At 65.9% G+C, this 12,844-nt stretch carries 12 protein-coding genes; 8 read left to right on the forward strand and 4 right to left on the reverse strand.

Features of this window, described 5'->3' with window-relative positions; all coding sequences use genetic code 11:
- Positions 1-12: 12 nt before the first annotated feature.
- Together IB259_RS26710 and IB259_RS26715 are read right to left on the reverse strand one after the other, a co-directional pair.
- Positions 13-1,137: a glycosyltransferase family 4 protein gene (locus IB259_RS26710; RefSeq protein WP_175162010.1), complete on the reverse strand. Its 1,125-nt coding sequence runs from the start codon at positions 1,135-1,137 to the stop codon at positions 13-15.
- Positions 1,134-2,126 carry a hypothetical protein gene (locus IB259_RS26715; protein WP_054455366.1) on the reverse strand — a complete coding sequence of 331 codons (993 nt, stop codon included), beginning with the start codon at positions 2,124-2,126 and terminating at the stop codon, positions 1,134-1,136. The genes IB259_RS26710 and IB259_RS26715 overlap by 4 nt, the downstream gene beginning before the upstream one ends.
- Before the next feature lie 321 nt (positions 2,127-2,447).
- Between IB259_RS26715 and panB the strand changes: the two genes are divergently transcribed.
- The 3 genes from panB to IB259_RS26730 all read left to right on the forward strand — a co-directional run bounded on the left by panB (position 2,448) and on the right by IB259_RS26730 (position 4,867).
- On the forward strand, positions 2,448-3,293 hold the full coding sequence (gene panB / locus IB259_RS26720; protein WP_125470602.1) for a 3-methyl-2-oxobutanoate hydroxymethyltransferase: 846 nt from the start codon (positions 2,448-2,450) through the stop codon (positions 3,291-3,293).
- A gap of 56 nt (positions 3,294-3,349) precedes the next feature.
- Entirely contained in the window at positions 3,350-4,459 is a 1,110-nt protein-coding gene (locus IB259_RS26725) for a YcjF family protein (protein WP_192330568.1), read from the forward strand.
- 195 nt (positions 4,460-4,654) lie between these two features.
- Positions 4,655-4,867 (forward strand): DUF1059 domain-containing protein, encoded by a 213-nt coding sequence (locus tag IB259_RS26730; RefSeq protein WP_054455373.1) that lies wholly within the window; start codon positions 4,655-4,657, stop codon positions 4,865-4,867.
- Positions 4,868-4,973: 106 nt separating this feature from the next.
- Here IB259_RS26730 and IB259_RS26735 read toward each other — a convergent pair whose 3' ends face one another.
- Entirely contained in the window at positions 4,974-6,014 is a 1,041-nt protein-coding gene (locus IB259_RS26735) for an ornithine cyclodeaminase (protein WP_192330570.1), read from the reverse strand.
- Between the two features lie 124 nt (positions 6,015-6,138).
- Between IB259_RS26735 and IB259_RS26740 the strand changes: the two genes are divergently transcribed.
- From IB259_RS26740 to IB259_RS26750, 3 genes are all read left to right on the forward strand, one after another.
- Entirely contained in the window at positions 6,139-6,564 is a 426-nt protein-coding gene (locus IB259_RS26740; RefSeq protein ID WP_119449891.1) for an Lrp/AsnC family transcriptional regulator, read from the forward strand.
- Between the two features lie 254 nt (positions 6,565-6,818).
- A complete protein-coding gene (locus IB259_RS26745; protein ID WP_192330735.1) occupies positions 6,819-7,751 on the forward strand; it encodes an N-carbamoyl-D-amino-acid hydrolase in 933 nt (310 codons plus the stop codon).
- A gap of 90 nt (positions 7,752-7,841) precedes the next feature.
- The gene (locus IB259_RS26750) at positions 7,842-8,786 is read left to right on the forward strand and encodes an ornithine cyclodeaminase family protein (RefSeq protein WP_192330573.1); all 945 of its coding nucleotides are present in this window, start codon (positions 7,842-7,844) and stop codon (positions 8,784-8,786) included.
- 19 nt (positions 8,787-8,805) lie between these two features.
- On the opposite strand, the gene IB259_RS26755 is transcribed toward IB259_RS26750, so the two are convergent.
- Entirely contained in the window at positions 8,806-9,705 is a 900-nt protein-coding gene (locus IB259_RS26755; protein ID WP_125470605.1) for a LysR substrate-binding domain-containing protein, read from the reverse strand.
- 122 nt (positions 9,706-9,827) lie between these two features.
- On the opposite strand from IB259_RS26755, the gene dkgB reads away from it, so the two are divergent.
- Together dkgB and IB259_RS26765 are read left to right on the forward strand one after the other, a co-directional pair.
- The gene (gene dkgB, locus IB259_RS26760) at positions 9,828-10,631 is read left to right on the forward strand and encodes a 2,5-didehydrogluconate reductase DkgB (RefSeq protein WP_054455383.1); all 804 of its coding nucleotides are present in this window, start codon (positions 9,828-9,830) and stop codon (positions 10,629-10,631) included.
- A 178-nt stretch (positions 10,632-10,809) separates the two neighbouring features.
- The gene (locus IB259_RS26765; RefSeq protein WP_192330575.1) at positions 10,810-12,834 is read left to right on the forward strand and encodes a hypothetical protein; all 2,025 of its coding nucleotides are present in this window, start codon (positions 10,810-10,812) and stop codon (positions 12,832-12,834) included.
- Positions 12,835-12,844: the final 10 nt, after the last annotated feature.

Consider the following 12,844-nt stretch of genomic DNA (forward strand, 5'->3'; position numbering starts at 1 on the left):
CGGGCGCGGCCATCAGGCCGGCTGCGCCCGGCTTTCGCGGTAGACGCGCTCGGTATTGCCGACGAACGTCGTCAACGAGAACTCCCGCAGCGCGGTGCTGCGGGCCTCGGCGCCCATCACGCCCAGGACCTCGCGGTTTTCCAGGATCTTCGACAGCGCTTCGACGATGCTGTCCACCGAGGCCGGCGGCACCACCCAGCCATCGCGGCCATCGGTGACGTTCTCGGGCAGCCCGCCCACGGCGCTGACGATCACGGGCTTGCCTGCGGCCATCATCTCGCGGCAGGCAAAGGAAATCGTCTCCAGCTTGGACGACAGCACAAAGCCCACGTCCAGCGCCGACAGGAAGGGGCTGACGTCCTCCATCAAGCCCGTAAACACCACCTGCTCCGACATGCCCAGTTCGGCCACGCGGCGCATCTGCTCCGCGTCGGGCAGCTTGCCCGCAATCAGCACCACCACCTGCCGCCGCTTATTGTCGGGCAGCATGGACACGGCGGTCACCATGTCCAGCCAGTTCTTGTAGACCGCGGTGCCGGCATTGCTGCCTATGACCAGCCGACCCTGCATGTCGTCGGGCAACAGGCTGCCGCGCGCCTGCGCCGCCTCCCGGCGCGAGGCCGGACTGCACTTTTCCGTATCCACCCCGTTGTGCACCACCCGCAGGTCCTCGTTGCGGAAGACCGACTGCTTCATGCGGCGAAACGTATGGGTGCACACGCAGATGACGCGGTTGGTGCCCCATTTGGCGCGCACCCGCGCACCCAGGCTGTTGGCGCTGCGGTCGGTGTGCTGCGTGTAGACCATGAAGGGACGCCGCGCCCCCATGCCCACGGTCGCCAGCATGCACAGGCGGTGGTCGGCCGAGCCGTTGACGTGGACCACGTCGAACTGTTCGTCGCGCAGCAGGGCGCGCAGACGGCGCAGCGCGCGCAGCTGCTGCAGCGGACGGCCCTTGAATTCCAGGGCCAGCGTGCGAACGCCGGGCAGGGCCGCGGCCTCGGCCAGCAGGCGGCTGCTGGCGGGCGCGGCCACGGTCACCTGCGACTTCTCGCACAGGATGCGCGCCAGCGACATCACGTAGGTGGTGTGGCCGCCGCCATCGCCTTGGTGGAAATTGGTGTACAGAATCTTCATGGGGTCATACTCGAAAACGGCTGCTCGGGCAGCAGGCAGCTCCAGTCGCGCTTCTCGAACACGTCATCCCCCAGCCGGCTGGCGGGCGACAGGTTGTAGACCTTGATGCCGCGTTCGCCGAGCAGCCGGCTGGCTTGCCGGAAGGCGGGTTCGATGTGTCCGGAGAATTGCCGGTCCAGCGCGGTGGACAGCTGCGTTGCCGCGCTTTCATAGAATCGGGGTCCCGCCGCAGCCGTCAGGTCCAGGCCGTGCAGGTATATGGTTTTCGCGCCCAACCACGCCAGCAGCTGCAAGCCCGTATAGGCCACGGTGCCGCCGCCGAACAGGCCGCGCGGTGGGTCCAGGCTGAAGCCGTGCGCATGCACCGGGTTGCGCGCGTCGAACAGCACCAGTCCGGGGTCGTCGGCCAAGCGCGCTTCCAGCTGCTCGGGGCGCGCGCGCGGCTGCAGCGCGCGCTGGTGCACTTCTTCGAACAGCGCGATGCGGCAGCGCACGTCCTTGCGGTCGAACAGGAAGCCTATCCAACGGTAGACCTCGGGCGTGACGAACAACATCAGATCCTGCGCCAGCACTTGCGCCACCAGATCGCGCCTGCGGTTGACGAAACCGGCATCGAGCATGGCGTAGTAGTCAAAGCGCAGGGTAGGGTGCTGACGCCGCAGCGCGATCGAGCCGTTGACGCCCATCGTCACATCCAGCCGGCAACGCGCGTAGTCGATCTGAGCCACCGAGGGGCCGCTCAATATCAGATGGGCGTCGGCTGCGATGTCGCGCGGCAGTTGATCCAGCGGGGTGGTGGCAGGGCCTTGCACGCCGCGCAGTTCACATCCTGTCAGCCGCTCCTGCCCACCGCGCTGAACCGTCACAAAGGGCCACAAGGTTTCGTTGTGCCGGTATGCGGCGGGCCGGGTGTGGCGATAGAAGTAACGCAGGCCCTTGGTCAGCGGACGCGAACACAGCAAACGTGGAATGAGCCCGGGACTAGGCATGAGCAATGTTGCGCGGAAGCCGCGAAATAACCTTGTAAGCGGCGAATTCTACGCAGGCAGACCTGTCGAAAAAGCGAGTGAACCCTTGAAGATGTAACGCTTTTATGGAAACTCCAAAACGTCCCTAAATTTGTTGCCGACGCTTTCCACAGAGCACGGCATCGCGGCGCCCCAAAACTTTCGATTACGTTTTGCCGCAAAGATTAGCCTGCTGGGCACAGCCATGCGCTAGCTGCGGGGCCGCGCCTGCGGCCTTCCGCTACGATGCGGGTATCGCAATGTCCCGATTCAAGCAATCAACCCTGGATAGGAAGAATTTCGATGTCTACGACCGCCACCCTGAACACGGCTGCCGCCCACGCACCCCGCCTGAGCGTGCCCGCGTTCCGCGCGCGCAAGCGCCAGGAGCCGCTGGTGATGCTGACGGCCTACACGGCGCGCATGGCCGAACTGCTGGACCCGCATTGCGACGCCCTGCTGGTGGGCGACAGCCTGGCCCAGACGATCTACGGACTGCCTTCCACCGTGCCCGTCACGCTGGACATGATGATTGCGCACGGCGCCGCCGTGGTGCGCGGCTCGCGCCGGGCGCTGATCGTCGTCGACATGCCTTTCGGCAGTTATGAGGAAAGCCCCGAGCAGGCCTTCCGCTCCGCCGCGCGCATCATGAAGGAAACCGGCGCGGGCGCGGTCAAGCTCGAAGGCGGCCAGAGCATGGCGCCGACCGTCGCCTATCTGTCCGCGCGCGGCATCCCGGTCATGGGCCATGTCGGCCTGACGCCGCAAGCCGTGAATATCCTGGGCGGCTACGGCGCGCGCGGCCGCGGCGAAGCCGAATACGCCCGCATCGCCGCCGACGCCGCCGCCGTCGCGGACGCCGGCGCCTTCTCGCTGGTGATCGAAGGCGTGGTCGAGCCGCTGGCGGCGTCGATCACCGAGGCCGTCGCCTGCCCGACCATAGGCATAGGCGCATCCGCGCGCTGCGACGGCCAGGTGCTGGTGGTGGACGACATGCTGGGCATGTTCGAGCGCACCGCGCGCTTCGTGAAGCGCTACGACGACCTGGCCGGCCGCATTCAGCAGGCGGCGCAGACCTATGCCACCGAAGTCCGCGCGCGGACCTTCCCCGAATCGGCCCATCTCTACGGCGTGGCGGGCGGCGCCTGATGGCTGCGCGCGTTTCTCGCTAGAATCTTCCCCATGCCTTTCTACGCACACACCTCATGAGCACGCCCCGCATGGACACGCCCCAATTGCAGGACGCCATCGCGGACGCCATCAGCACCGCCACGCGCGGCGCCGGGCGCGTGAACATCCTGGTCGCGGGCAAGACCGGCGTGGGCAAGAGCACGCTGATCAATGCCGTATTCCGCGGCGACCTGGCCAAGACCGGCGCGGGCAAGCCCGTCACCCAGTCGACCCAGGAATTCACCCGGGCCGGCCATCCGCTCACCATCATCGACACGCGCGGCCTGGAGGTCGGCGACTACGAGCGCTCGCGCCAGCAGCTGGCGGACCTGATCCAGGAACGCTCCGCCGCCGACGACCAGGACCGGCACCTGCACGTGGCCTGGCTCTGCATCCAGGACAGCAGCCACCGCGTCGAAGACGCGGAAATCGAACTGTGCAACATGCTGTCCGATGCCGGCATCCCCGTCGTGGCGGTGCTGACCAAGGCGCGCAAGAACAGCCCCTTCGTCGACGAAGCGCGCAAGCTGCTGCCGCGCGCCAAGCAGGTGGTGGCGGTGCGCGCGCTGCCGGAATGGATCGAGGAGCTGGACGCGGAACTGCCGCCCATGGGCCTGGACAACCTGATCGAGGCCACCGCCCTGCACATCCCCGAGGCGCAGCAGCGGGCCTATGCCAACGCGCTGTCCACCCGCAACAAGAAGGCCCTGGAAGTAAAAAAAAAGCGGGCTGAGATAGAGGTCAACGTGGCCGCGGGGCTGGCCGCGTCGGCCGCCGCCGCGCCCATCCCGTTCTCGGACGCCGTTGCGCTGGTGCCCATCCAGGTCGGCATGATCGCCAAGATCGGCATCACTTTCGGCATGGAACTGAATACCGCCGCCATCACCACGCTGGTCACCTCCACGCTGGGCGCGTCCGCGGCCACCCTGATCGGGCGCTCGGTGGTCTCCGGGCTGCTGAAATTCATCCCCGGCGCGGGCAGCGCAGTGGGCGGCACCATTGCCGCCACCACCGCCGGCGCCATCACCAAGCTGCTGGGCAATGCCTACGTGGCCGTGCTGTACGACTTCTGCCTGAAGCATCCGGGCAAGGAGATCGACATCGCGATGATCGCCCAGGCCTTGAAGCAGCGCGTCAGCTTCTGAAGCCCGCTGCGGCCGCACTGGTATCCGTGCACTAGTGTCAAGCGGCACCTGGCGAATTGCGCCGCAGCTGTAGCGCCAGATCTATACTTTTCAGACCGCCCCCGCCGCTGCGACGCGCCAGCGGCCCGGACGTCCCGCGCCGCGCGCCGGATGCTCTTGCGCAGGCCCAGGCAGCCTGCGCGCAGGGAGACGTTCATGACTCGCAAATACATCGATTGCCGCGAATACCCCAGCGCAATGAACTGCACGGTGGCGCTGGCGGCGGATTCCGAAGGCGAATTGCTGGAAGCCGCCGTGCAGCATGCAACCACGGTGCACAAGCATGCCGACACCCCCGAGTTGCGTACGCAGCTGAAGTCGCTGTTCCACGACGGCACACCGCCGGTTGAAATACCCAGCCGCACATGAGGCGGCCGCCATTGGCGCCGGCGTGGTTCGCCACGCCGGCGCTTGCGCCCATCAAAGCGTCACGGAAGCGTCCCGGTTTGCGCGGACGGCTCCGCGCGCGCCGGCATCAGGCCCGGGCCACAACAGGTTGAGCGGCCCGCACCGCTTCGAACAGATTCTTCGGATCGGGCAGTTGCGGCGCAACCTCGATGCGGGCGCCCACGCCATGGCGCACGGCGGCGTCGCGCAGCCAGCGCAAGGCCGAGAAGTCTTCCAGCGCAAAGCCCACCGAATCGAAGATGGTCACGTCGGCTGCGTTCTTGCGTCCGGCGGATTGGCCCGTCAGCACCCGCCACAATTCCGTCACCGCGAAGTCGGCAGGCATCTGCTGCAGGTCGCCCTCGATGCGTGTCTGCGGCTCGTATTCCACGAACACCGGGCCCGCGCGCAGCACGTCCGCATGCAGTTCCGTCTTGCCCGGGCAGTCGCCGCCGACAGCGTTGATGTGCATGCCAGGCTCGACCATGTCCGCGGTCAGGATGGTGGCGTAGGCCTTGTCCGCCGTCACCGTGGTGACGATGTCCGTGCCCTTGACCGCCTCTGCCCCACTATCGAAGCGCACCACGCGCAAGCCGGGCACTGAAGCCAGATTGCTTTCAAGCTTGCGTGTGGCGCCTGCGTCCACGTCATAGACGTGCAGCGTGTCGACGCCGAGGATGTAGTGGAAGGCCAATGCCTGGAACTCGCTCTGCGCGCCGTTGCCGATCAGCGCCATCCTGCGCGAGTCCGGCCGGGCCAGCGCGCGCGCCGCCAAGGCGGAGGTCACGGCCGTGCGCAGCGCGGTGGTCAAGGTCAGCTCGCTGATCAGCAGCGGCTCGCCCGTGCTGACCTGCGCCAGCGCGCCGAATGCCATCACGGTGGACAGGCCGGCCTGCGGATTGCCCGGGTGGCCGTTCACGTATTTGAAGGTGTAGTACTCGCTGTCGGCGGTGGGCATCAGTTCGATCACGCCGGTTGCCGAATGGCTGGCCACCCGCGCGCTCTTGTCGAATTCCTGCCATCGAAGAAAGTCCGACAGCAGATAGTCCAGCAGACCGGAAAAGACCTGTTGCGGGCCTTGCAGGGCCACGATTTTGGCCACGTCGGAAGTTGAAAGCAGCGTCGTCAATTTGTTCTCCCCGAGTTATGGAACAGAAATTCTGGGGGATGGACAAACCAATTAATAGTGACAACAATCAACACAAAACGCTAAGATTCTGCCACTCTGATAGCAATAATTAGCACTTTTCACAATGGACACGCTAGATCAGAACCTGCTCGGCCTGTTGCGCGCCGATGCCCGCATGTCGGTCGCCACGCTGGCGAAGAAGCTGGACGTCTCGCGCGGCACCATCGACAACCGCATCCGCAAACTGGAAGAGCGCGGCATCATCCGCGGCTACACCGTGCGCCTGCGGCCAGAGGTAGAAACCGAAGACATCGTCGCCTGGATGAGCATTGCCGTCGAAGGCCACGAAACCCGCAAGATCGTGAGCCTGCTGATGGGCGAACCCGCCGTGGCGGGCCTGCACGACACCAACGGCCGCTGGGATCTGCTGGCCGAGCTGCGCGTGCCCACCATCGACCAGCTGTCCGAAGTGCTGGACCGCCTGCGCACGCTCAAGGGCATCGCCGCCACCGAAACCAGCATCCACCTCAAGACCTTCAAGGCGCTTTGAGCGCCGGCATACGGGGAAACCCGATATAAAAGTTTGCATGGGCCCCATGACGCCGCGTTATGCATAAGGTCGCGGCGGCTTGTGTCCGCCCGACCGAATTCCCCGCCAGATCATCGTCTTAGCGTAGCGCCCCGCGCAATTTCCCTGGCTCGCCGCCAGTCGCCACAGCGGTTCCGGATTTCCGCCCGTGCATGCATGCTTGCGCCTTCAGCCTGGAGATCCACATCGTGAGTAATGCATACCCCGCCCGCAAGATGGGCCTGGCGGTCGCCCAGATGGGCGCTGTGAACCTTGCCGATTCCCGCGCGGCCGTGGTCCGCCGCCTGGTCGAAATGATGCGCGAGGCCGCCGCCCGCCGCGCGGAGTTTGTCGTTTTTCCCGAGCTGGCGCTGACCACGTTCTTTCCGCGCTACTGGATGGAAGACGCCGAGGCCGTCGAGCGCTACTTTGAAAAAAGCATGCCCAACGCCGACGTGCAGCCGCTGTTCGACACCGCGCGCGAGCTGGGCATAGGCTTCTACCTGGGCTACGCCGAACTGACGCCCGAAGGCCGCCAGTTCAACACCGCCATCCTGGTGGACCGCAGCGCCAGAATCATCGGCAAGTACCGCAAGATCCACCTGCCGGGCCACTCCGACCACAAGATCGGCGCGCCGTTCCAGCACCTGGAGAAGAAATTCTTCGAAGTCGGCGACCTGGGCTTCGGCGTCTGGGAAACCAGCGACGTGAAGATCGGCATGTGCCTGTGCAACGACCGCCGCTGGCCCGAGACTTATCGCGTCATGTCGCTGCAAAGCGCCGAGCTGATCGTGCTGGGCTACAACACGCCGTCCCTCAACATCCACTGGAACGAGCCCGCGCACCTGCGCACCACCACGCATGAGATCGTGCTGCAGGCCAGCGCCTACCAGAACGCGGTGTGGGTCGGCGCGGCCGCCAAATGCGGCCATGAAGACGGCCACCACATGATAGGCAGCTCCATGATCGTTGCGCCTTCCGGCGAGATCGTGGCGCGTTCCAGCGGCGAAGAAGACGAGGTGATCACCGCCCGCATCGACCTGGCCATGGGCCAGGCCTTCCGCGACCATGTGTTCAACTTCGCCAAGCACCGCAATCCGCAGCATTACAAGCTGATTGTCGAGCGCACCGGCGCGGGCGATCCGCTGCCCCCGGCAGCCATCGACTGAAGGCGACGCCTGCCCGCGGCGCGGGCGGGCGCCCTCCGCGCTGCTAGACTGCCTGCTGGCCCACAGACCGACCCGCAGCAGGCAACAACCATGCGCTTCATCGACACCGAACAAACCCGCAACGCCCTGTCCTTCGACGCCGTCATTCCCGCCTTGCGGGAGGCCTTCCGCGGCAGCGCCACCGTGCCGCCGCGGCATGTCCACGCCATCCAGTCGGGCAATGCGCACGGCACCTCGCTGATCATGCCCGCCTGGAGCGACCGCGGCTATTTCGGCGTGAAGATCATCAACATCTTCCCCGAGAACACCCACCAGGGCCTGCCCGGCCTGCACGCCACCTACAACCTGTACAGCGCCACCACCGGCGTGCCAATAGCCCAGGTCGACGGCGACATCGTCACCGTGTACCGCACGGCGGGCGCGGCCGCGTTGGGCGCGGATTACCTGGCGCGCGCCGACGCCAGCACGCTGCTCATCGTGGGCTCCGGCCGCATCGCCGGCCTGGTGGCGCAGGCCATGCGCACCGTGCGCCCGATCCACCGCGTGCTGGTGTGGAACGTGCGTGCGGCCGGCGCCGAGAAGCTGGCGGGCGAGCTGCGCGCGCAGGGCTTCGATGCCGCGGCCGCCGCCGACCTGGAAAGCGCCGCACGCCAGGCCGACATCATCAGCTGCGCCACGCTGTCCACCGTACCGCTGATCCACGGCGCCTGGCTGCGTCCCGGCGTGCACCTGGACCTGATCGGCAGCTTCAAGCCCGAAATGCGCGAAACGGACGCGGCCTGCTTCGACGGCACCTCGGTCTACGTGGACACCGGCGAAGCGCCCACCAAGTCCGGCGACCTGCTGGCCGCCTTCGAGGCCGGCGCGCTCAAGCGCGAGGACATCCGCGGCGACCTGCACCAACTGGCTGCCGGTGAGCTGCCAGGCCGCCGCGACGATCAGGAAATCACCGTGTTCAAGGCCGTGGGCAGCGCGCTGGAAGACCTGACGCTGGCGACACTGGTGTACGAATCGGTCAGCGGCGAACGCGCCTGAACGCGCAGCGCCCGCGCCCCTATTCGAAGCCGCGCGGGCCCAGCGCCTGGACCATGTAGTCGATGAAGGATTTGATGCGCGAAGAGATCGCGGTGTTGCGGTAGTACACCGCGTTGATCGGCTGGCGCACGTCCTGCGTCTGCTTCACCAGCAGCTGCTGCAAGGCGCCGCTGGCGCGGTCTCCGCGCGTCATGAAATCCGACAGGCAGACGACGCCGCCGTCGTTCAAGGCCAGTTGCCGCAGGGTTTCGCCGCTGAACGCGCGCACGTGCGGCTTGATGTGCAGGGCCTGGCCGTCGGCCTCCAGCAGGGGCCATTCGTTCAGCGCTTCCAGCTGGCTGAAGCCCAGCAAAATGTGCGCAGCCAGATCGGCCACGCGCCGCGGCGTGCCATGCGCGTCCAGATAACCGGGACTGGCCAGCACGCGCACGCGGCTGTGGCCCAGCGGCACCGCATGCAGCGATGAATCCTTCAGGCGTCCGATGCGGATGGCCAGGTCGGTGCGGCGCTCCAGCAGGTCGATGTTGCCTTCGTTGCTGTTCAGTTCCAGCTCCACCTGCGGATAGCGCTTGCGATAGCCCGGAACCAGCGGCGCGATCACATGCAGCATGAAAGGCGAGGCTGCGTCCACCCGCAAGCGCCCGGCCGGCTGGTTGCGGCGCAGGCTCATCAGTTCCTCGCTTTCTTCCACCGCGGCCACGATCTTGCGCGCCTGCTCCAGATAGGCGCGGCCTTCCTCGGTCAATTCCAGCCGCCGCGTGGTCCGGCGCATCAGCGTGGTCTGCAACTTCTCTTCCAGCCGGCTCATGGTCCGGCTGGCGGCGGAAACGGTCTGTCCCAGCACGTCTGCGGCAGCGGTGATGGAGCCGCTGTCCACGATGGCGATAAAGACCTGCATTTCATCGAGGGTCGTCTTCATTCTTGCATTTATATCAAAAGTCTTTCGTGCATACCGGACTTTTTCCGCAAGTATCCGACGGGCACACTGCAGGCATTCCCGGGTATCTGCGCCCGGATCCGCGAACCCATCAGGAGTTACCCATGAACATTCCCGCCTTCGGCGTCGGCACCTTCCGCTTGCAAGGTCAAGCCGTCATCGATTCCGTGCGCAACGCGCTGGATCTTGGCTACCGCGCCATCGACACCGCGCAAATCTACGAAAACGAAGCCGAGGTCGGCCAGGCCATCGCCGAATCCGGCGTGCCGCGCGAGGCACTATTCGTCACGACCAAGATCTGGGTGCCCAACTACGCCCGCGACAAGCTCATCCCCAGCCTGAAGGACAGCCTGGCCAAGCTGCGCAGCGACTACGCGGACCTGACCCTGATCCATTGGCCCGCGCCTGGCAACGGCGTGTCCATCGAGGAATTCATGAGCGCGCTGGCCGAGGCCAAGACGCAAGGGCTGACCCGCCAGATCGGCATCTCCAACTTCCCCATCGCCGAAACCCGCGCCGCCATCGCCGCCGTGGGCCGCGAGCAGATTGCCACCAACCAGATCGAACTCAGCCCCTACCTGCAAAACCGCAAGCTCGCCGCCTTCCTGCAGGAACAAGGCATCCCGGTCACGTCTTACATGACGCTGGCCTATGGCAAGGTGCTGAAGGATCCGGTCATCGGCCAGATCGCCCAGCGCCACGACGCGACGACCGCGCAGGTCGCGCTGGCCTGGGCGCTGCAATTGGGCTATGCCGTCATTCCTTCGTCGACCAAGCGCGAGAACCTGGCCAGCAACCTGCTCGCCCAGGACCTGCGGCTGACGGACGAGGACATGGCGCAGATCGCGGCGCTGGAGCGCAATGGGCGCGAAGTCAGTCCCGAGGGCCTGGCGGCGCAGTGGGATTAAGCCGCAACTAGTGAAAATGCACCATTGCAAATCCAGGGACTAATACTTTCAGATACTAGCGAACCGGCTTAGGCGCGCCTATATATCGCACCTACGGGCGCAATCTTCACTGTCGTCATGTCGTCTTGCCTCAAAACGCCGCCCTCGCGCTGAAAGCCTGTCTCCACTGGAGTACCCCATGGCTGCAAAGAAGCAAGCGGGGCGCGCCGCCCCGGCACGCAAGACGGCGGACAAAAAACGGCAGGCCGCCACAGTCAGCACGGCGGCGGCCAAGACGCCCCGGCCCGCACCGAAGCGCAAAAGCCGCAAGCCGCCGCCAGCGCTGCCGTTTCGCCGCACCGCCAAGCCCGACGCCTTCGACGTCCGCGACCTGCCGTTCCGCCCCAACATCTCGGTCACGCCCAAGACCGAGATGATTCCCGCAATGGGGTTGACGGTGAAGCACCAGGAAGACACCTCGGCCTGCACCGGCTTCGCCTTGTCCACCGTGGTCGAATACCTGCTGCGCAAGTCGGAGCGCGAACCGCGCCCGGCCATTTCGCCATTCATGCTGTACTCCATGGCCAGGCGCTATGACGAGTTCCCGGGTTCGGTCGACGATACGGGATCGAGCCTGCGCGGCGCACTCAAGGGCTGGTTCAAGCACGGCGCGTGTTCCCAGGAATTGTTTCCGGCCCTGGCCATGCCAGCGGCGGCCAACGAGACCGCCGACGACTGGTGGCTGGACGCCGTCAAGCGCCCGCTGGGCGCCTACTACCGCATTGACACCCGCAACATCGTCGAAATGCACGCGGCGCTCAACGAGGTCGGCATCCTGTACGCCAGCGCGGGCTGCCACGCCGGCTGGGACGATGGCCATGGCGTCACCCCGCAGAAGGCGCCGTCCACGCCGGGAACCCAGCCGTTCTGGATCATCCCGCCCGACAAGCAGGACGCCGCCACCGACGGCCATGCCTTCGTCATTGTTGGCTATACCCAGGACGGCTTCCTGATCCAGAACTCCTGGGGCGAGGAATGGGGAACCCATGGCATGGCGGTGCTGACCTACGACGACTGGATGCGCAACGCCATGGATTGCTGGGTGGTGCAACTGGGCGTGGTCACGCACGAGCACACCAAGATATCGAACAGCATCACGCTGCGCACCGACGGCAAGAAGGTCACGCTGGCGGCGGGAACCGTGTTGCGCAACCGCGAGATCTCGCCCTTCATCGTCAACGTGGGCAACAACGGCAAGCTCAGCAACAGCGGCACGTTCCGCACCACACCCGACGATCTGCGCGCCATTGTCGACGTCCATATGAACGCCGCGCGCGAGAAGTGGGGCTTGAAGGACAGGCCCATGGACGTCTGCGTCTATGCGCATGGCGGCCTGGTGGGTGAAGAAGATGCGGCGGAAGCCGCCGCCGAATGGATACCGCTGCTTTACGAGAAGCAGATTTTTCCAGTCTTCCTGATGTGGGAAACGGACTTCATCACCACCGTGAAGAACATCATCCAGGACGCCGCCCACAGCGTGCCGCGCACCACGGGCGGCCTGGGCGAGCGGCTGGAGCGCTGGTGGAACCAGCGCCTGGAACGCTGGCTGGCCAGGCCTGGCACCGTGATCTGGGGCGAGATGAAGCAGAATGCCCAGGCCATGAGCGAACCGGCGCCCAAGGGCATGACGCAGGAAGAAGCCGCGATGATCATGCTGTACAAGCACTTCAAATCGCATGTCAGCGAGGGCCGTGTGCGCCTGCACATCGTCGGCCATTCGGCCGGCGCCATCGTCGCCAGCCACTTCGTGCACCGCTTGACGGCGGACGGCGGCAAACTGGAGTCGCTCAACCTGATGGCCCCGGCAGTCACGCTGGACACCTTCCAGAAACTGGTCGTGCCGCACCTGAAGACGCGGGTAAAGCGCTATCAGCAGTTCCATCTTTCCGACCGTGCCGAGGAAGACGATCCCACCTGCGGCCCGTACCGCCGTTCGCTGCTCTATCTGGTGAGCGAATCCTTCGAAGGCGGCACCACCACGCCGCTGCTGGGCATGGAGCGTTATTTCAGCAATGCCGGCATTCCTTGCGACGCCGTGCATATATCACCCGCGGGCAGCCCCGCGCCCGGCTCGGCCAATCCGCCCGTGGCGGCCAGCACGCACGGGGGCTTTGACAATGACAAGGGCACTCAGCAGCAGATCATTGCGTTCATCAAGCGTTGAGCCGGCCGGC

Source organism: Achromobacter sp. ACM04 (genome assembly GCF_014851465.1).
GTDB lineage: Bacteria > Pseudomonadota > Gammaproteobacteria > Burkholderiales > Burkholderiaceae_B > Achromobacter > Achromobacter aegrifaciens.